Consider the following 19969-nt stretch of genomic DNA (forward strand, 5'->3'; position numbering starts at 1 on the left):
AGCACCACCATGACCGATACTTTTCGGGATCGCCTGACCCTGGACATCGCTGATCACGTCGCCACCGTCACGCTGGCGCGGGCGGAAAAGTACAATGCCCTGGATCTGGAGATGCTTCAGGCCCTGGTCGATTGTGCGAAAAAACTGAGGAAGAACCGCCAGGTGCGGGTGGTAATTCTCAGAGGGGAAGGGAAAGCGTTCTGCGCCGGCCTGGATTTTGGCCGCGTCACCAAGACCCCGATGAAGATGCTGCTCGCCTTCACCCGTTTCGGCATCAAGAAAACCAATCTGTTCCAGCAAGCCTGCTGGGCCTGGCGGCAATTGCCCATGCCGGTCATCGCGGTGACGCATGGCTACTGCTACGGCGGCGGCCTGCAATTGGCGCTGGCGGCGGACTTCCGTATCGCCACGCCGGATTGCGAATTCTCGGTAATGGAAATCAAATGGGGGCTGATCCCGGACATGACCGGCACCGTCACCCTGCGCGAGCTGTTGCCCCTGGACGTGGCCAAGGAACTGACCATGACCGGCCGCCGCTTCGACGCCCATGAAGCGGAACGCCTGCACCTGGTCACCCGGGTGTCCGAAACGCCTGAGCAAGCCGCCCGGGAACTGGCCGAGGCGCTGCTGGAACGGTCCCCGGATGCCGTCAGTGCCGCCAAGGCCTTGTTCCATGACACCTGGAATGCCCCGGAAGAGCAGGCCTTTCTGCGCGAATCCCGGCTTCAGTTCAAACTGCTGCGCAGCCGTAATCAGCGCACGGCAATGAACGCCAATTTCAAGAAGGAAGCACCACGGTTCGGGCCGCGGCAGCGGGATTACTGAGAACCGGGGGGCGCGCCGTTATCCGTCACACCGTGACGGAAGCCGCCACCCGGGCCACTGCATCGATGACGAAACGACGAACATCGTTACTATCGTAGCTACTCTGGTGGTCGTGCCCCGCTGTCACGCATAGAACCTTTGGATTGGCCCGGGACACGCCGGCCGCGCCCTGATCAGCAGGTACCGTACCGTCGCCCGGATCGGCAGCGGGCTCGATCTCACATCGAACCCGTTCGTTGAGCCCATCGTCCACACTGCGGGTAGGCCGGCCGCCCCATTGGTAGTCCACGGACCAGTTGGCCGGGTCTCCGGCGATCGGCAGAGACGGACGCTTCTGCCAAGCCTGGGGCAGATTGCCCGGACCGCCTCTTATCCCCTCCATGGCCGTCGCCGTCCAGGTTACCGTACCCCAGATTCTCTCCCCATCGTCACGACCGTAATGGGCATAGGTTTCGGGATGAAACCCTGCATTTCCCAAGGTGAGGTGGTACCCCTGCGCCTTGGCCAGAGCTTTGACATGGTTGGGTAATGAATCGGGTAGTTGAGCGGGATTGAGCCAATCCAGATTGATGGCACGCCACCATTCCCGGCCCGCCCGATATATCTCGTTATAGGGGTTCCCCGACTCCGGCAGGCTCTTCATGGTACCGCCAGCAGCAGCGTTGATGAAAAGCCAGGGGCGCCCGCCGTTGTACAATTGGTTGGGCGCCAGTTCCAGCGGGCCCGGTGCATGCCCCAGAACCGGGGTGGTTTCCTGTGCCGTCGCCCCGAGAACCTGGGCCGTCATATAGCCCACGACGCCTCCCCCTTCGCCAAATCCGCCGCCGATGAGCCTCTTATAGAACAAGGCCGCGCCGTCGGTGGGCATCACTCCATGAATCACGGCAAGAATGTTGTCTCTGGCGCCAGAGGCCTCCGATGCCGCACGGGCCACCAGCCCCCCCATGGAATGGGTCACCACTATCACTTTTTCACAGACATGGCGTTCCTGATACTGCTGGATAATAGCCTCAATCCCCCGTGCGACCTCTTCGCCGGAATCCAGGTTGGAGTTAAGCCAGTTGTAACCCAGGGCATGGACGGGAAAGTAAATATCGAGCAGTTTTGTTATCTGTTCCTCGCGCAAAGCGTCAACACTTCCCGCAACGCCTGGCGGGGTGGCTCCGGACAATTGCAGCAGTTCATTCAGCACCGCATTCGGACCACTGGATTCCATTGCGCCACCGTTCAATTGCTCCTCAAGCCAGTCCACGAACGGCCCGTACGAATACCAGCTGATCTGCCCCCAGCCACGCGCGCGCGCCTTTGCCAACGGCAGTTCAGAATGCTCCGTCCGTCCGGACGGTGTGGAATAGGTCGAGCCCATCGCGCCCGGCCGCTGATCCTGCCCTTCAGCGATCATCCCCCTGTCATCAACTTCCACGTTTTCACGATTCAGCAAAAGCTGCCGTTCCGCGGGGCCCCGTCCCAACCAATCCAGGGGCCCTTCACTCAGGCTCATCTTTGCGGCCTTATCCACGTCCCAGATGCGATCCCCTGCCCTGGCCAGTTGGCGTCTGACCGGTTTCCCCCTGACCACGGCGTTCAGGTGGATATCCCGCTTGGCGCGCAGGTTGGAGCCCATGACACCGGGTAAAAAGACAATGGGTACCGCCACGGCGGGAGGCGCCACCACCTCATCGGCGGTGTCATCCGATGCGGATGACATGGAGTGGGACGATGACGTTACGCCATCCTCATCCAGAGAAGTTTGAACCCGACGCGTCTCTACCATAGTCAACATTCCCTGTTTTCAGCACAAACCAGCATGCGGCCATCAAGGCCCTCAAAATTCCACGGACGCCAGCACGGCATCCCACAATGCGTACATCCGCTCTTCCGATGACGCCGTACCCTCCTTGTCCCTGGTGTTCATCTCCACCATCGCACTCTGGCCGGACAGCGATTCATCCATCCAAAGAAAGGTGTAGAGCACCTCGCCATTATTCAGTTCCTTCTTCCAGACCGCTTCCCCTCCCTTCACCTTCGCCAGCTCGCGGCTCCCTTTCCTCAGCACCTCGAAATGCTTTGGATAATCCGGCTCTTTTCTGATATCCGGGTACGCTTCAGCCTGTCGCTGATATTTCTCTTGCTCCAGCTCCAGACTGCCCGTCGCCGTGGAGAATCGTGCATCCAGGCCTTCCGTGTCCTGGACGCCATTCTGGCCCGCCAATTTCGCATAGCTCGCATACAGGTCCCAGCCCGACTGTCCGGGAATGGACACCGTCACGTCCGCCGCCACATCAATGCCGTCATCAGTGAGAGAAGCGCCATCGACGCAAAAGGCGTTCGTGGTGGATTCCCCCGGTCGCCGCAAGGAGAATTTCGAGAATACGCGGGAGAAGGTTTCCAGTTCCCGCTCCACTTTCCCGAAGTGGGAGCCGGAATCGAGAAAATATCCCCGGCCGCCCCCTTCACCATCTTCCACCCACAGGTAGCGTTCCATTTCCACTACCTCCGTTTGGAACGCATCCTCCCGATACAACAGGATGGTGCCGTTATCTCCGAAGGGACGGAACGTTACCAGACGGTTGGGTTCAACGTTATGAGGTAAGGAGGCAAGCTGCTCTTTTCTGCTTTTCACATAAGCGTCAAAAGCCTTTCTATCCAGCCCTTTCAAAAGCTCCAGCCCGGCGCCGTCCACCGTTGCGCTCCATGCCCTGCCCCCTTTGTCCGGCAGTCCGATACGCATATAACCCACACATTCGGTAGTCAGGGGAATCTGGTTCATAAGCGCGTAATCCTTTGTGTCGTTCCCGGGTGAGTCACAACCGATCAATATCAAAGCCAGGGCCGCCGATACCAGCGAAAAAAAAAGGTTCATCGCGGAATGACGGGAATGAGCGTCTCCATCGGGGCACGGGTCTGCTGTCCCTGATGGAGGGTAAGGCCGTTTCCCTCTAAACCGCGATGAACCAAAAAAAGTCTACTCACCGATCCCTCCGCACTTTCTCTCCCCTCCGGACTATCAGCCTTTACTCGGCCCAAGAAGACGCATGCTGTATTTCTCAAGCGCGTTCGCGTTCTGTACCTCGGCCCAACCATCCGCATCGGTCACGCCCTGTATCCTGGCACCGTCGGCGCGCACTATTTCGTAGCGGTAGTTCTTCGCAGGGGCCCCGCTTGGCATGCTGACACGCACCTTCTTGTTAAATTGGGTGTTGGGCCAACTGTTCATCTCCCGGCTCAATTGAGTGCCCCCCAGGAACGACTTCTTGCCCGCCTCCACCTTAATTTCGCCGGGGCAGCTGACGATCAGATCGCCGCCTTCCAGGGTCAGTCGGGCACCGGCGCTGGTGGCCAGATGCAGGGACTGGCCGGCAACCAGTTCCAGCGGGCCGTTGGCGCTGGTGATGTTGAGGTCGTCGCGGCTTTGCACGCGCAGGCGTTCATGCTGGGCTTCGAAACGGACCTCGCCTTCGGCGCTGACCAGCGTCAGCGCATCGCCATCGGCACCCTCGGCGGCGGCGAGCAGCCCCAGGGACTGGCCGCTGTGCAGACGCAAGTCACCGCCCACCGCCAGGTTGCTGTCCTGCCCGCTGGCCAGGGCCAGGGTCTCGGCGCTGCTCCAGGTCAGACTCTGGCCTGCCAGCAACCCGATGCCGGCAGGGGCCGTTAACCCCAACAAGGCATGGCTGCTGTGGGGCACCCGGTCATTGCCGCCGCTGGTGTTGTGCTGGGGCGCCTCTCCCAGAGCCGCGCCGCAATCGACGCCGGTAACCCGGGTTGAAGTGCTGGTATAAAGGGCGTTCAGAGGCGCTTCCTGATCGATCAGCCAGGAGGCGCCGGAACGGTCGGAGCCTTCGGCGGCGGCCAGCACCGCGGTGCCGTGGCGGGCACAGGCCTGAGACAGGGTTTGTCCGAGTTGCCGCAGGTGATCCAGCAGAGCGGCGGCTTCTTCCATATCGCCGGCGGGAGCATCGGGGTCATTCCGCCCCCAAGCGCTGAGCCACAATCCCCGCTCGGCCCGGACCGCTCCCCACTCATCGGTTCTCAACTCCAGCCCTTCGCCCCGGAAGCTGCCGCGATAATTACCGGCCTGGTGGATCAGGTGACCGAGGTTGAGTTGGCTGTCGCCATGACTGCTGGCCAGTTGCAGCCGCAACTGATCATCGCTGTCGTCGAAGACCAGACGGTTATAGCCGTCTCCGCCCCACTCCTTGGACTGCATGCCCCACAAGGCGGCGGAGTTACCGTGACCGGCGGCATCGGGGCTGGCGCCATGCCAGGGCGGCGCGGCACCACCACCGCGATTGGCACGGGCGCTGGCGGCAAGATCATGGGCCCGGGCGAAAACGTCGGCGCTGTTCTCCCGCGCCCCGGTCCCGCCAGGCGTTGGCGCGATACCGCCTTCGCCCTGGCCGTTATAGAGCGCTCCGAGAATCACCGGCCGGTCGATGTCGCCGCCGATGAACCCGACCACCACTTCCTGGCCAATGCGCGGCACGAACTGCATTCCAGCACCAGGACCGGCCTGCCACTGTCCAACCCGCAGCCAGCAGGTGCCGCGATCGTCTTCGCTATCGCCGCGCTGCCAGTGAAAACGAACCTTGACCCGTCCGAGGCCATCGCTGAACACCTCCTCACCACCACTCACCCGGGGCTCACCATCCGGCCCCACCACCCGGGCGGTCTGATAGCCCCGCGCCACCGGACGGCCGCGCCAGCGGCCTTGCTCATCGGTGGCACGGGGCCGCCACGGACGCCCCTGATCCTGGGCATCAAAAAGATTCGCATAGCCCAGTTGCGCGGCCCGTTCCGCCAGTCGCTCGCTGGCCTCCTGTGCCTGGGCGTCGGGCCAGGGAGGCGTCTCTCCCAGGGTATGCGCCACCTGCTCCTGAGCCGTGGCCGGAAGATTGTTGATGCCCAGATGGCGGACCCGGGTCAGCAGCAAAGCATCCGGTACCGCCAGCCCTTGCGGCGGCTGCCGCAGCCGCAGGAAGGTGCCAGCCCGACAGGTGCGCACGGCGCCTTCGCCCTGCCAGTAGTCACGCACGCTCTCGGCATGGGCGGCACGCAATTCGGCGTAATGGCGGGCTTCCTCGGCGTCTTTCCAGGCGTATTGGCCCACGCTGTCGTACTGTTCCACCGGCTGATCGCGCTCACCGCCGGCAGCAAGCGTCACCTGTACCGGGGTGGCCTGACGGGTTTTGTAGTCCTCGCTGAGCAGGGTCAGTCGCTGAGCCCCGGGGCGACGACGACGCCCCAGGCGGTGCAGGCCATCGCCTTCCTCACTGGCATCACCACGATGTACCAGCACGCCACCCTGGGCCTCGGAGGTGACGTCTTCCGGTAACAGGCGGCTGTCGGAGAACAGTTCCAGGTGATGTCCGGCGGGGGCGTCTTGGGCTTCGATCAGACGGAATCCCAGCCCCTCCTCGGCGAGCAGACGATGGATAAAATCACCGTCCGTTTCCCGATACTGGGTGCAGTAGCTGCGCGGCCTGACGGCTTGCAGGAAAGGCGCCACGTCATCACGTTGCCGCCAACTGGCCCATTCTCCATAACGCTCGAAAACGGCGCCGGCGATATCGACCACGCTCTTGTCCTGGAATACCTGACTATGGCGGCCGTGGCTAAGCTGCCAGCTCCAGGGTCTCAAGGTGAAGCGGTAGCGGGCCAGGCCGCCATCGGCACCGAGCAGGGCCACTTCTTCCACCAGGCCGGTGCGGGGAGTCTCGCTGCCATCGCCGAGGCGGGTGAACAGGGTCGCCTTACGACCCAACCACTCCCCCAACGGGCATTGAGCATTACCGGTGAGGACATCCACCCACCACACCGAAGGGGTGGAAAGGGCTTCGTCACCGCACCAGCGCTCCACCAGCAAAGGGGTGGCGTCGTCGTCGAGGGCGAAGCGATAAAGGCGGCGATGGTCTTTTAGCGACAGCGCGGACGTCAACAGGTCTCGCAGCTCGTCAAAGGGGGGCATGGTCTGACTCCATTCAGTGCCGAAACATCCTTGATGACGGCCAAAATCATGGCACAGGCACGGTTTCAATGCCAGACAGCCCCCTGCACGAGGGTGCCAGGTGCGTATAATGCCAGGCTGATCACCGGGGGAGCATCACCTGTGAAGTCGCAATCCATAGCCATTATCGGCGCCGGCACCGCCGGACTGGCCAGCGCCCGGGTATTGGCCGCCCAGGGACATGAAATCACCCTGCTGGAGCAAGCACCGGCGCTGGCACCGGTGGGCGCCGGCATTTTGCTGCAGCCCACCGGCCTGTCGGTCCTTCGGGAGCTGGGTTGCTATAAGGCCCTTGCCGAACTGGGCGCTCCCATGGACGGCCTCCACGGGGTGACCCGCTCCGGGCGGGTGTTGATGGATACCCGGTATCACCTGCTGGGTCCCGGGGTACAAGGACTCGGAGTACATCGGGCCAGTCTTTGCCACGTTCTGAGCGACAGTCTGGACGCCTATGCCCATCAACGCTGGCTGGGCACCCGGGTGGACGCCCTGCGCCACGATCCTCAGGGGGTCACGGTGGTAGTGGGCGCCGGAGCCCACCAGGGCGAGCATCGCTTCGACGCTGCCTTGATTGCCAACGGCAGCAACAGCCACCTGCGTCCCGCCGACTGGGTGCGCTATGACCGCCAATACCCGTGGGGCGCACTGTGGGCGATTATGCCAATGGAAGCCGGCTTCGACGGCGCCTGGCTGCGCCAGTGTTACGAGGGAGCCCATCGCATGGCCGGGGTTTTGCCCACCGGCCGTACTCCGGACGCCCTCGACACGCCGCTGCTGAGTTTTTTCTGGAGCCTGCCGGTGGCCGACATGCCCCACTGGCGCAATGGCGCCCATCCGTTCGAACAATGGAAACAGGAAACCGCCGCGTTCTGGCCGGACCTGACACCGTTGCTCACACACCTGCCTTCTTCCGAGGATCTGCTCCAGGCTACCTATCGCGATGTGATTTTGCACCGTTGGGGCGAGGGCCGGCTGGGCATCATCGGCGACGCCGCCCATGCCATGAGCCCGCAACTGGGCCAGGGCGGCACCATGGCGCTGCTGGATGCCCAGGCTCTGGGCCAGGCGATGGCGGAGGCGGATCAGTGGTCCCAGGTGTGGGCTGGCTTCCGGCGACGGCGGTCCGGCTCGATCCGCTTCTACCAGAACATGAGTCGCTGGCTGACGCCCCTGTTCCAGTCTCATGGCACGTGGATCCCGGCGTTACGTGACATCGCCTTTCCGCTGATGTGTCGCATGCCCTGGCTGCCGCGGCAAATGGCGCTGACCGTGGCTGGCGCCAAGCGGGGTCTGTTGCGTTGATCACCTGTCCCCAGACCACGATTTTTGCGGGTTAAACCAGGACTGCCTATACTTTGACCAAGCATGGAGGGATCACCATGTCGATAAAACTGCAAAGGATGTACTCATGAGTATCAACGGAGATCTGCTCCGGCCCGTGTGCTTTTGCCTGGGAGCGATACTGGCGATGAGCGGCTGCGCGGATCGTGCCCCAAGGCTGGATCTGGATGCTCTGGACAGCGATACCGCCATCGCTCCACTGCTCGACGACAACCACATTCCCTATACCCGGGAACCTTCCAATGAGGTCATGAACCTGCAGGTGTTCCTTTTTGGTGAACAGTATCAGGCCAAGGACATCCTGCGAGGCAACTTCTCCATCGACTGGGAAGAGGAAACCGCCAGACCCAACGTCTACTTCCACGATATTCCCCTTTGGGCGCCCGCCTTTCTTACCGACCAGGACGACACCCTGTACATCATCACCTCGCGGGTCGGTAACTACGACGGCGTGAAAGGGGAAAAGCCCCTGGACGTGTTCGATGATGATCAGGTGATGACGCTCAAGACCCGCTTGGAGAAAGAATACGGTCCGGTCACCGCCAGTGGGGAAGACCATCGCGGCAAGGTCTATTTCTGGCGGCTCGAGGACGGCGCCGTGCGCCTCAGCGTCGAGAACGAATGTTTGTGCGAATTGGCATCGAGCTGGTCCGGCGACGAACGTCCCAAGGGAGGACGAGGGGGCATCCTCGCCCTCTACTACGCTCCGGGGTTACCGAGTTTTTATGATGAACGCCAAGAATACTAAAGCGGCTCTCTGGCTCTGCCTGCAAGCCACCCTGGTCACGACGCCGGGCATCGCGTTGGCGGAAAAAAGCTATTGGCGGGTGCAAGGCCCGGACGATACCAGGTTCGTTCTCAAGACCGCCATGCTGTCCCCTCTTTCCCTGGCGGGTCTCGGCAAGTCGAGTTTCTTCGTCTATGACGACGAAGACGGCAGCCTGGTCGCCTATGACGCTAAAAAACCGGACAAACCGCTCGCTCTGCTGCCCGAGCCGGACGACAAGCGCATGCAGCGTTTGAAGACACAATTGACGGCGAAGCTGATTGACGGCCAGTTGAAACTGCTGATGTCCGACGGCCGCGAAAACATCTTCTTCATCAAACCCCATCCGCTGGACGGCGAAGCCGAGTTCAAGAATGCTTTGAATGAGCGGCACCAGCACATCGAGACGATGAAACGGGAAGAAGCGGAAAAACACGCCGACCTGGCAATCCCGGCTCAGGCCGGCAACAGCGTGACTGTTGTTTTCCCCGAGGCCTTTACCCTGAATCTGCCGTCGGGGGATAACGGCTTTTATGTCCATCAGGAAGGGCCGAAGCAGTGGCGTTTATTCAGCCTGGCCAAGCCCAAGACCAACCAGCCTCTGTTCAATCAGGTGAACCCGGACCTGACGTTGACGATCAAGGACGCGCCTCCAAAGGACGTCGCGGAAGAAAGCCGCTGGCCCGGAACGCATCGTCTCTATGAACAGGACGGCTTGTTCGTCGATGCCTTCACCGAGTACGACGAAGCCGAGGATGAGGCCTATCTTGCCGGCTATGACCTGTATCGGACGGTTCCATTGAGCCAGGGGCGTACCCTGCTGATCACCGCCCGCACATTGAGGAATATGGACGAGGCCAAACGGTTCGGCGTCATCGCCAATAACGCCCGGACCACCGGCGCGGACGACAGCGTCAGTCTGAACAGCTACATGGACAACATCCTCGGCCTGTTCTCGCCGGCGCAATCCGTCTCCCTGTTCGAGGGCGCGAAAATGACACTCCCTCAGGGCTATACGGCCGAACACTGGTCCGGCAGCGGCTATTACATGCTGTCCCTCGGAAAAAACATGGTCTTCCAAAGCGACGATGGGAAAAGTGACTACATTAGAGTCAAGGTTCCGTTGCAACCGAGCCAGTCAGAATTTGAACGTCCATCCGGCGGGATCTATATGCGATATGATGATGGCTTCGTCTTCGACGCTGACAGAGTGTCTGGCGATCAAAGCGTTCTGATAGCCGACGACAGCGGGCTGATCTTTGAGTCCAAACAAGACTGGCATCTGGTGCGCTACGCCCGGCTTGGCCAAACCCACGTGGTCTACTATATGAACTACCGCAATAAGCGAACCGAGGCGTTGAAAGATTTTTACAGCTCCCGCCACGCCTTTCATTTCGAGCCATGACTGATGACCACACCCACCCACTCGCCTCAATCGGCTTGTCCCGAATTCTCCTGGTACTACGCGGGTTTCTGGCGGGTGGTGTTTTTCATCGCTCTGGCCGGCTGCGGCGGTTTCATGCTGACCGCAATCGTTGTTATCAGCTTCGCGCTGTATACCGGCACCTCCCTCGATGGTCTGAATCTGTTCATCGCCTGGCCACTCCCGGTCGTCGCGGCATTACTCTGGCTGGTTCACCGCATTGTCGACGACGGCAAGCTGCTGCTCTGCACTGAAGCTCGCTTGACGCTGTCATCCGATCGCACCGGATTGCTTTACGACATTCCCGTTGAACGGATAAAAGAAATAACCGTTCAGGACAATACTCTCAGCCTCAGGGCCTTGCCCATCAGACCCAACAAATTGATCGTGGTCACCGCCGAACGGGAATATACGATGAACATGTGGGGCGATTTCGTCTGGAACTTCGCCAAGCTGCAAAGTCATGTTCGGAGTCTCGATGCCTTTTTGCAGGAGTCTGCTAAAAAACGCCGGCGCTGATCCTCCAAAGAACGCTATCCAAGCCACTGCCTCGGGATGACCCCACCTCATGACACTCTCATCACCACTCTGTCTTTCGGTAACCGGCGGGAAACGCCGGCTGACGGCGCTTTTCAGCCTGATCCTGCTATTCGCCGCTCTCCAGGCCAGGGCATCCGAGGCCACGTCCCGGCCATTGGAGCCCGGCGACGAGACCGGAGACAGGTTGACGGCCGAAGCACCCATGAACTTCAACGACGGCAGTCGTTATCATCTCTACCGAGTTGAGCTTGCGGCCAACCAGGTGGCCAGGTTCGACGTCACCGGGGAACTCAACAGCTACCTTTCCCTGTTCGCCCCCGACGGGACCTTATTGCGGTATGAGAAAGACGATCAAAGCGACACCGCCCTGAACCGCTACCATGGTCATCTGAGCCACAAAATCGAAAAAGAAGGTTCTTATCTACTGGCCGTGGGTGGGAATTCACAGCGTTCCCTGGGGCAGTATACAGTGAGCTTCAAGACCACCGAGCTTCAGAGCATCGCCCCTCTGGTGCCCGGGGTCACCATCAAGGATTGGCTGCGGGGGCTCGATGCAAAGCACACCTTGCACGTCGACAAGATCGGACAATACCGGATTCGCTTCGGCTCCGACGATTTCAGCGCTTATCTTCTGGTCGACCATGGCAGCCACTATGAAGCCATCGACAGCGGTGACGACACCGATGCACACCTCGACGTCTTTTTAAGAGCACCAGGAGACTATGAACTCATCATTCGCTCTTCAGACGAAAGCCGGCAAGAGGGGTTATATATCCTTGGTGTCGAAGCCCTCTCCTGCTGCTAGACCGGGACACCGGGCCTGTTGGTTGGGCATGGCGGGTGCTCTCGTGCTCGCCGTCATGTCCGCGGTGTCCACCACGGCGCAAGCGCAGCCCCCCAGTCCCTGGCCAACCCGGCTGTCGGTGGCGGCGATCGCCGCCACGCACCCCGATCTGGAGACCACCTTCCGGTTTCCCTGGATCACCGGTTCCTCCTGTGGGCCCACCGCGCGTTGCAACATCGGATGGATCGCCTGGCGCATCAATGCCTGGCTGCAAGCCAGCGCGCTCGGTCAGCTTCCGGTCGATGGCCGCACCGCCTTTGAGCGGGTCTGGACCTCTTCCGGCAAACCCCATGGCTTCACCAGCCTGGATTTCACTGTCCTGGCCCACACCCGCGCTTTTCTTTCACTGACGGTTCATGGCACCCAACTGAATGGGTATCCTTCGTCCTTCTCCCACGCCTACAGCTTCGACACCGCCACCGGCCATCCATTGAGCTTGCAAGATCTGTTTACCAAACAGGGGCTGGCTTCACTGAATCAGGATGTACGTCGACAATGGCGCCCCAGGCTCGAGGCCGCCCTGAAAAATGAGACAGGGGCTTCCCGGGACTCCGACGAAATGCAATCGCGACAGGAGTATTACACCCAGTGTCTCGAGGCGCTTCTCAATGACCAGACCGTCGCGGACACCATGATCCTCGAGGCGGCTCAACTCACCCTCACCCGCGACTGTCCGTTCCCGCGCGTGGCACAGGCGCTGAATGATTTGGGCCGGCTCTCGGCACGCTATTCCCGGGATGCTTTACAGCCCTGGCTGAACGACTATGGCCGTTGTTTGTTTGAGCGTAAGTCTCTCTCCTCCTGCTCGTTGCCCAGGGGACGACACCCTCACCCGGGGATCTATCGCGCGCGGGCTGATCATGGTGATCTCGTCACTTTGGTTCTCGGCAGGAGCTCCGATGTCGATCAATCGTTCTACGCGGAATCCCAGGCCGGCCCGCTGCATCCTCTGGAAACGACTCAGGACAAGTCATTGAAACTGACCCGGCCGGATGGCAAAGCACAATTTCTGCTGGAGGTGGATCAACAGGGAAACCTGGAAGGCATCTGGCGGAGGGCAGATGTCACCTTCCCGGTACATTTCAGCTATTGACCGGGTACGGCGGAGGCCCGCCGGCGGGCCTCGTCATCATCTACAGTTAATCAACGGCTAATCAGCGGTTGTCCAGCTTGCGCAGCAAACCCACCGCCATGGCGACAACCAGGGCCGCGCCCAGGATCAGAATCCCCCACAATATCATCCGCCGTATCGGGGTTTGCTTCGGCGGAGCCTGCAAAGCCGCGTTGCCCCCCAGCTCGCGCCGTTGCTTCAATTCCGCCCGCGCCGCCGCGGGCTCATCGCCCAGAACCGCGCAATCCAACACTTGGGCGGGCGCGGACCGGCGGCTACCGTAGGCCAGCAGGAATGGCCCTTCCCCCTGGGCCAGGAACCCCAGCCGTATCGGCGGGTACCCCAGTTGCAACGAGGGCGGTTCCCCGGATAGAGCTTCCCCACCGGACAACACTTCCAGCCGCCATAACCCATCACTCGTCGAGGCCATGTCCTGAGCTTCGGTAGCCCCGGTCTCCGGCCCCGAGGTGACCGGGCCCTGAAAGCGTTGCCGCCAGGCGGCTGTTTCGTCGGCACGGGAACTCAACCGCACCTCGAGAACCCGATTCGGCCCCGGCAGGGTCAACCGCCATTGCCGCGCCGGCGCGGGGCGGGAACTCCGGAACCGGCTATCAAGGGCATCGGCCGCGCTCCGCTCCGTCTCCGCCCATATCAACGGAACGGATTCCACCTCGGTGCGCGTGGTCAGCACCTGTGCGTTTCGCAACCAGTCCCGGGCCCGTTCATCCTCGGGGATCAGGCGCAGAAACCGATAATGATGCTCCGGCAGTGCCACGGCAGCGGTCTCCAGCGCCTCCCCGTCCAGCCGCAACAGTGTGGTTCGCGTGACGACGGTTCTCCATTGATCCAGATCGTCGCTGGCGGCGATACGAATCGGCAGTTCCTGCCGTCCTTCCGGGGAGCGCCAGCGCCAGTCCAGGCGAATACCGGCGACCGGCTGTTCCACCCCACGCGCATCCACAATGTATTCAAAGGCACCGGCCTCCGCCGATGCGCCCTCCTCCGGCTCTGACCGCTGCCAGCGCATGCTCAGCCCATCCGCGGTGTCGATGGCCAGTTGACCGCCCAGGTGCTCGGCCGGGCGACGTCCGGGGGGCAGGCCGTACAACGCCGCCGGATGCGCCACGGTGTTTTGCTCGGTCTGATCCTCGATCTCGCAGAAGGCGTGCTGCACCACACCGCCGTCACGATTGAAGACCCTGACATCACCGAGATCGGCCCGGGTGCTGACCTGATAAACCGGTTCCGGCAAGGACAACTGATAGGCCCGCCCTTCCCCCACCGGCGTGATCGGAATGCCCTCGGCGAAATCATCCGGTAGCGGCACCGCCAGGGTAGCGGAACCGTAACCGAGCGCGGCGATGAAACAAGGCAGAATCCAGAGACGCATCAGGAAGACTCCTTTCCCCGGGGCGGCAACGGCGAGAAATAGCCGACAACCAGCAGTATCAGCCCGACGCCCAGGAACGAGACGATACGGGCCAGGGTTTCCGTGCCCGCCATATCGATAAGAAACAGTTTCACCACCACCACGCCCAACAAGGCCACTCCCAGAATCCACACGGGGCGCCATCCTTTGCGGGTGGCGGTGATCATGGCGGCCAGCCCCAAAAGGGCCCAGAACAGGGACAAGGCCATTTGCACCGTCACTGAATGTACCATCCCGGCGGCATCAAGCGGGGTGCCCACGCCGTAATGCAGAGCACGCACCAGGGCGGCGCTCAGCCACAGGAAAACCAGTGCCGCCAGCATCGATACAGCAAACACGGAATAGGGTCGTGGTGTCTCCCGCCACCAGCCAACAATGGCCATCATCGTCACAGCCACACTGAGATCCAGAGGGTTGAGCAACGGCCAATACGGCAATGGCGACGGTGCACCGTCGTGAGACAGATTGATCCAGATCAGCCAGCCGACGGCCAACGCCGCCAGGGGCAGGGCCCCTTGCCAGCGGTACGCCGGCGCATGCCGCCGCCAGGGCCAGACACCCGGTGAGCGGGCACACAGAGTGATGAGCGCCGCCGGGATCAGCCCCCAGGTGAGCACCGGCCAGACGCCATCAAGCACATTGCCGATCCGCCACGGCAACTCGGGCAACAGCACCAGTGCCAGACTCCATAGTCCCAGGGCGTGCAGCCACGGCGTCATTCCGGGCAGCAACGTTGCCTCTCTCCGGTCCCGCAGCCACAACGTGTGGTAGTACACCAGCCACAATGCCGGCCAGCCCCACAGAGCCCCATGCGCCAGCGGATGCGACAGGGTCAACAACGCCAGGCCGGCAATAGCGACAAAACCCGCGCCCAACAAAGGCGCGACGCGAACGCTGGTTTCCCAGGCCAGCCACCGTCCGGCCCAGGTCAGCAGTAGCATGATCAGGGTTGGCACCAGCAGTAACCAGCCCGCCTCGCTATGGAAGGGAGCGTACTCGCCCGCTTCCGCGCCACCGGCAAACAAAGCCCAGAACACCGCCCACGCCAACAGGATCCGGGCGCCCCCTCGTTCGTAGGAGGCCCGCGCCGCGCCCAGCCGGGACAGGAACACGCCGCTCGCATATCCGGCCACCGCCAATCCGAACGCCGCCATGAAGATCCCGTTGAAGAACGGCATGGTCGGTTGCAGGTAATCCGGCATGGCGAGCATCAGCTGTCCGGCCGCCAGCACTTGCAACAGGACCCCGAAAGCCCGCGCCAGCTTTCGCTTCTGGCGCACCCCGAGCCACAACAGCCCGGCGCCCTCCACGGCCCAGATCGCCGCGGTGGCACTTCCGGACAGCGCCAGGGGCACCGTCAGACTGCCGAATATCACCCCCAGAGCCGCAAAGGCCTCGGCCAGCAGGCGCCATTCCGATCGGCGCCGATAGAACAGAATCAGTGCCAGCCCCAGGTAAAACAGCGCGAAGGCCAAGGCGCTCCAGGCCAAGGCGTAGGGCAGATGCGAGACCAGGGAAGCGTGCAGACCGAAAGTGACCACCGGCAACCCGAACACCAGCGTCCCCGAGACATACCCCAGATCGGCCTTCGCCTGGCGCCGGGCAAACAACAGGGACACCGCCATATACATCAGGAAGAAAAGCCCCAGAAACAGATCCGTACTGATCAGATGCTCCGGCGAATAGCCCCCTCCACGCCACAGAGCACTGATGCCGAACGTGAACAGAAAGCCAACCAGATTGAGCTGACGCCAGGCCCGGAACCAGGCCACCAGAAAGACGCCCAGATTGAGCACGGTGTAATAGCTGAACAGCGAGATATGGCTGCCTGCGCCACTGGATGTCAGCAATGGCGCCAGGAAACCGCCGGCGAAGCCGATCACCGCCAGGATCAGCGCATTCTGCGCCACCGCCAGCATCGCCGCGGCCAACGCCACCACCACCATCAGTGAAAACGCGAGCCCGGAGGGGATCACAGCGAACAGGCGGAAAGCGGCGTACAGGGTCAGATACAGTATCGCCACGCCTCCGCCCTGCAGAATCAGCGCATAGCCAACATGCCGGATGCGCAGCCGCCAACCCAACCCCAGTAACGCCATCCCCAGCAACGCCACCGCCGCCAACCGGACCTCCAGCGGAAACAGGCCACTCTCCGCGGCGTACTTGGCCAGCAACGCGGCGCCGATGAACAGCACCAGAACACCCACGCGGGCAATGGTATTGCCGCCTTTCAGCCAGGCACCGATACGCTGGAAGCCCCGCGAAAACAGGGACGGAGCCGGCGGGGCAAGCGGCTTCCCGGGCGCCTGCTCCGGTTGCGGCTGCGTTGGAGGTTGCAATGGTCGTGGTGGTGGCGATTCCGGCGGGCGAGGTAGTGGCGGTTCCACGGAAGCCGGCTCCGGCGAAACCACCGGCGCTGCCGACTGCGATGTGGCGTGAGACGAAGGCCCCCTGTCAGCCGACGCGAGCGATGCCCGGATCCGTTGTTCGCTGGCCGTCACCCGGTCCCGGATCAGCACCAGCAGAACAATGGCGAAGCCGGTCAGTGCTCCCAAGGCACCTAACACCGCGCACAAGATGCCCGCCGCTACCCAGGAACCACTCAGGGCCCCCAGCAGCATCGCCACGAAGGCCATTACGGCGCCGCCCGCCAACGCTCCGGCCAGTGCCATGAAAGTCATCGAAGCCAACGGCCAGGTGTTCTCTCGCTGTGGGGTCATTACTTCTCCATCCCTTTCCGTGGCGGCACCTCAAAACCCGGGTCGCGTTCTTCACCCCAGTTGCCGCTCGCACTCCTCGAGCAGGTCACCGATCAGATTTTCCACCGTCATCTCCGGCTCGCCCTGAGCCTCGGCCTGCTCCTGCAAATCCGCCGGCAGCTCGTAGACCCGATCGATCATACGCCGAAACAGGGCCTCTTCCGCCGGGTCCTCGATGTCGTCCTCCGCCAGCAGTTCCAGTGCCTCCTCCTTGGAAAGACCTTCTTCATAGCGCAGGGAGGCGACCACGAAGAACCCCATCTCCAATCGGTCACATACCGGCCAGTCGCCGCCCTGAGGCGGAGGCTGGGTGGCCTGAACTGTGGAACCCAAGGTCGTAATGAAAGTGAAGACGATGAAAATCCGAATTTTTTTCATAATGCCTTTCCCTGGTTGCTCTCAGCAGCACCCTCGGCGAGAGCCTCTCTGGTATCCTACCCACCCCGGGGCGGCTGCGCGACGCTCAATTCTCCGCGACTGTGTTTCTATTCATTTTGAAGGTGGTTTTGAAATGGGTATTCCAATGCAGAAAATCCAAATGCCGTAACACCGTGGCGATAATATCGCTCTCCGGCTTGTTGACATAAATCAAACCCGGAATAGAAAAACCGCTAATACTAATCTCCTTGAAACAGGAGAGGACGCGATGGAACGAATCTGGAACCGATCCATACGATACCTGCACTGGTTGGTCGCGGTTTTATTGGTACTGGTCTGGGCGTTTGTGGAACTGCATGAGATGGCTGAGAAAGGCGGGGTCTGGCGCGACCGCTGGACCATGTTGCACTTTTCCCTCGGCGCACTCATTCTTGTGTTGATGCTTTATCGTCTTATTTTGCGCCGACGTCACGACGTTCCCCCTTTCACCGGCCCACGCTGGCAAAAAGGTCTGTCCAAACTGATCCACGCCGGCCTTTATCTGGTAGTGATTGCTCTGCCGATAATCGGTATGACGATGCGCCAATTCGCCGGTAAGCCCGTCATCCTGTTCGGTTCTTTGCAAATACCTCAGTGGCTACCGGTAAGGCCAGAACTGGCGGAAACACTGGCCTGGCTGCATAAGGATCTGCTCTGGTACGTCTTTCTGGTGCTGGTTAGCGTGCATGTGATCGGCGCACTCTGGCACCATTTCCTGAACCGGGACGACACGCTGCGGCGCATGATGCCTCTCCGGCGCTGAAGGCGACATCGCCGGACCGGCCATCCCTGGCCGGACCGGCGCGTTCTACGGTGTCGGGACAGTGAACTGCCGCTCGGTTTCCAAACCGTTGTACTCCAGGCGTAACGTCACCGTATCCCCCGGCTGCACCTGATCGGCATCAGCCAGAGTGGCCAGATACTGGAACACAATGCCGATCTGGATCGACTCGAATACGCGCAACAGCTCGGTTTCCGCACCATCGTCGCTCACCGAAACGAAATCTCCACCGGTTTCTTCGCCCAACTGGCGCAGTGCCTGTCCGCCTGTGCTGCTTTCATCCACCCCAAGCGCAATGGAAAATACCGGAATCGCCAGATTATTGGCGTGATCAATGACCTCCTGCAAGGAAATACCGTAGCTGTTATCTTCGCCATCGCCCATGGTCACCACCGCCTTTCGGGTCGGTGATTGCATGGCGACCTCGTCCAGTCCAAGAGCGACCGCGTGATACAAGGCAGTGCTGCTGGCCCAGGGATAATAGGAGGCCTGGATAGCCGCTGAATCCGGGTGTGGCTCCGTCTGCAGCCCGGAAGAAGGGAACTGATAGAGCTTACTATAGGGGCTGTACAGATCAGCCACCGTTCTCAAGCCAACCACCTCCGTGGTGAAGCCACTGACGGAGAAGGCGAACGAAGTGCTGTTTCCCTCACCATCGATGAAGTCGAAAGCCTGATCCAAAAAGGCGTCATTGATCAGGTTGACTTCATCGATCGCGGAAAAGATCACGATACCGGTCAGGTCATTCGCCCCTTTCTCATTGAGGAATAAATGCGTTGCCTCACGCGCCACGTGCCAACGTTTGATGGAATTACCATCCCCATCCTGGTAAACCTCGGTGCGCATGGAATCACTGGCATCCAGCACCAGGGATATCGCGGCCTGTTCCTGAGCCTGGGCCGCCACCGTCACGGAGTCCAGCGGCACATCGGTGCCAGCGATATCAAGGGAGAAGCGTCCCTCCGGAATGCCGATCACCGGCCGTCCGGATTCACTATCCGCCACGGTAAAGGCGAAACGACCGTCCGACTGCCGAAGCAGTGAGCGAATCTCATACTCGGCGCTATCGCTTATGGTACTCACTACGGTGGGTTCGGCGTCGTCGTCATCGACAACGAAAACAGCGATATCCGCCTCCATGGGCCGCAGTCCATTGCCCGGCTCCGCGCGTATCGACATCGCCTGCTCCGGGACGGTACCGTCGAAGATTCCGCACTCGTCAGTGGTCAGCGTCTCCGCCAGTGCGTTGCCATCCACGTCCAGCAGCGTCACGGTGACGTCAGCCAAACGGACATAGCCCGCCGGGATATCTCCCGGACACTCCACCGCCATTGTCGCCGCCATCGACATCACCGGCGATGCGTCGCTGCTGAAGCGGAGAGTGGTTTGAGAGTTGCTTTCGGGACTGATCAGGACGCCACTTACCTGGCGATCCGGTTCGGGGTTCGGATTCCCGCCACCGCCACCTGACGAGGAACTGTCGCTACCGCAGGCGGCCAGCAACGCCACCAGGGGTACAGTGAATAAAGAACGGAAGATAGCCATAATGAATCTCTCCTTGTCGCCGGCCCGCTTGTCTTCCCTGCTGATGCCGCCTTGATTGAATGGTATCCCCCCTCAAAACTTCACTTTTTTGCTGCTTATCCAACACTTTTGTCCAACAGCCTAGTGATCATGACGAGGGAAAGAACCCTACCTCGGTAGGGAATTGGCGGAAAAAGGGAGG

Annotated in this window: 15 protein-coding genes; 8 read left to right on the top strand and 7 right to left on the bottom strand. The window is 61.4% G+C overall.

Translation table 11 applies throughout. The features are described from left to right. The first annotated feature begins 9 nt into the window (after window positions 1-9). Window positions 10-825, top strand: a complete 816-nt coding sequence (locus tag MA04_RS06390) for a crotonase/enoyl-CoA hydratase family protein (protein ID WP_262459832.1) — start codon at window positions 10-12, stop codon at window positions 823-825. Between the two features lie 25 nt (window positions 826-850). On the opposite strand, the gene MA04_RS06395 is transcribed toward MA04_RS06390, so the two are convergent. The 3 genes from MA04_RS06395 to MA04_RS06405 form a co-directional block, all read right to left on the bottom strand. After that, entirely contained in the window at window positions 851-2599 is a 1749-nt protein-coding gene (locus MA04_RS06395) for an esterase/lipase family protein (protein WP_262459833.1), read from the bottom strand. Window positions 2600-2650: 51 nt separating this feature from the next. Further along, window positions 2651-3595 carry a T6SS immunity protein Tli4 family protein gene (locus tag MA04_RS06400; RefSeq protein ID WP_262459834.1) on the bottom strand — a complete coding sequence of 315 codons (945 nt, stop codon included), beginning with the start codon at window positions 3593-3595 and terminating at the stop codon, window positions 2651-2653. A gap of 237 nt (window positions 3596-3832) precedes the next feature. Further along, entirely contained in the window at window positions 3833-6793 is a 2961-nt protein-coding gene (locus MA04_RS06405; protein ID WP_262459835.1) for a type VI secretion system Vgr family protein, read from the bottom strand. A gap of 141 nt (window positions 6794-6934) precedes the next feature. Between MA04_RS06405 and MA04_RS06410 the strand changes: the two genes are divergently transcribed. The 6 genes from MA04_RS06410 (at window position 6935) to MA04_RS06435 (ending at window position 12839) form a co-directional block, all read left to right on the top strand. Further along, the gene (locus MA04_RS06410) at window positions 6935-8134 is read left to right on the top strand and encodes an FAD-dependent oxidoreductase (RefSeq protein WP_262459836.1); all 1200 of its coding nucleotides are present in this window, start codon (window positions 6935-6937) and stop codon (window positions 8132-8134) included. Window positions 8135-8240: 106 nt separating this feature from the next. Then, window positions 8241-8921 carry a hypothetical protein gene (locus tag MA04_RS06415; RefSeq protein WP_262459837.1) on the top strand — a complete coding sequence of 227 codons (681 nt, stop codon included), beginning with the start codon at window positions 8241-8243 and terminating at the stop codon, window positions 8919-8921. After that, window positions 8899-10344, top strand: a complete 1446-nt coding sequence (locus MA04_RS06420) for a hypothetical protein (RefSeq protein ID WP_262459838.1) — start codon at window positions 8899-8901, stop codon at window positions 10342-10344. The genes MA04_RS06415 and MA04_RS06420 overlap by 23 nt, the downstream gene beginning before the upstream one ends. Before the next feature lie 3 nt (window positions 10345-10347). Next, window positions 10348-10881: a hypothetical protein gene (locus tag MA04_RS06425; protein ID WP_163126446.1), complete on the top strand. Its 534-nt coding sequence runs from the start codon at window positions 10348-10350 to the stop codon at window positions 10879-10881. Window positions 10882-10930: 49 nt separating this feature from the next. Then, on the top strand, window positions 10931-11707 hold the full coding sequence (locus MA04_RS06430; RefSeq protein WP_262459839.1) for a hypothetical protein: 777 nt from the start codon (window positions 10931-10933) through the stop codon (window positions 11705-11707). Window positions 11708-11735: 28 nt separating this feature from the next. After that, window positions 11736-12839: a hypothetical protein gene (locus tag MA04_RS06435; protein ID WP_262459840.1), complete on the top strand. Its 1104-nt coding sequence runs from the start codon at window positions 11736-11738 to the stop codon at window positions 12837-12839. Between the two features lie 61 nt (window positions 12840-12900). Here MA04_RS06435 and MA04_RS06440 read toward each other — a convergent pair whose 3' ends face one another. The 3 genes from MA04_RS06440 to MA04_RS06450 are packed head-to-tail and all read right to left on the bottom strand — an operon-like array spanning window position 12901 to window position 17423. Next, window positions 12901-14247, bottom strand: coding sequence for a DUF3999 domain-containing protein (locus MA04_RS06440; RefSeq protein WP_262459841.1), 1347 nt, complete (start codon window positions 14245-14247; stop codon window positions 12901-12903). Beyond that, the gene (locus tag MA04_RS06445; RefSeq protein WP_262459843.1) at window positions 14247-17006 is read right to left on the bottom strand and encodes a DUF2339 domain-containing protein; all 2760 of its coding nucleotides are present in this window, start codon (window positions 17004-17006) and stop codon (window positions 14247-14249) included. Before MA04_RS06445 ends, MA04_RS06440 begins: the two co-directional genes overlap by 1 nt. Before the next feature lie 51 nt (window positions 17007-17057). Then, window positions 17058-17423, bottom strand: coding sequence for a hypothetical protein (locus tag MA04_RS06450; RefSeq protein ID WP_163126451.1), 366 nt, complete (start codon window positions 17421-17423; stop codon window positions 17058-17060). A gap of 268 nt (window positions 17424-17691) precedes the next feature. On the opposite strand from MA04_RS06450, the gene MA04_RS06455 reads away from it, so the two are divergent. Further along, entirely contained in the window at window positions 17692-18225 is a 534-nt protein-coding gene (locus tag MA04_RS06455; RefSeq protein WP_163126452.1) for a cytochrome b, read from the top strand. A 45-nt stretch (window positions 18226-18270) separates the two neighbouring features. Here the strand turns inward: MA04_RS06455 and MA04_RS06460 are convergent, their stop codons facing one another. Next, window positions 18271-19788, bottom strand: a complete 1518-nt coding sequence (locus tag MA04_RS06460) for a vWA domain-containing protein (protein WP_163126453.1) — start codon at window positions 19786-19788, stop codon at window positions 18271-18273. Window positions 19789-19969: the final 181 nt, after the last annotated feature.

Origin of the sequence: Alloalcanivorax balearicus MACL04, assembly GCF_025532145.1 — a bacterium.
Taxonomy (GTDB): Bacteria; Pseudomonadota; Gammaproteobacteria; order Pseudomonadales; family Alcanivoracaceae; genus Alloalcanivorax; species Alloalcanivorax balearicus.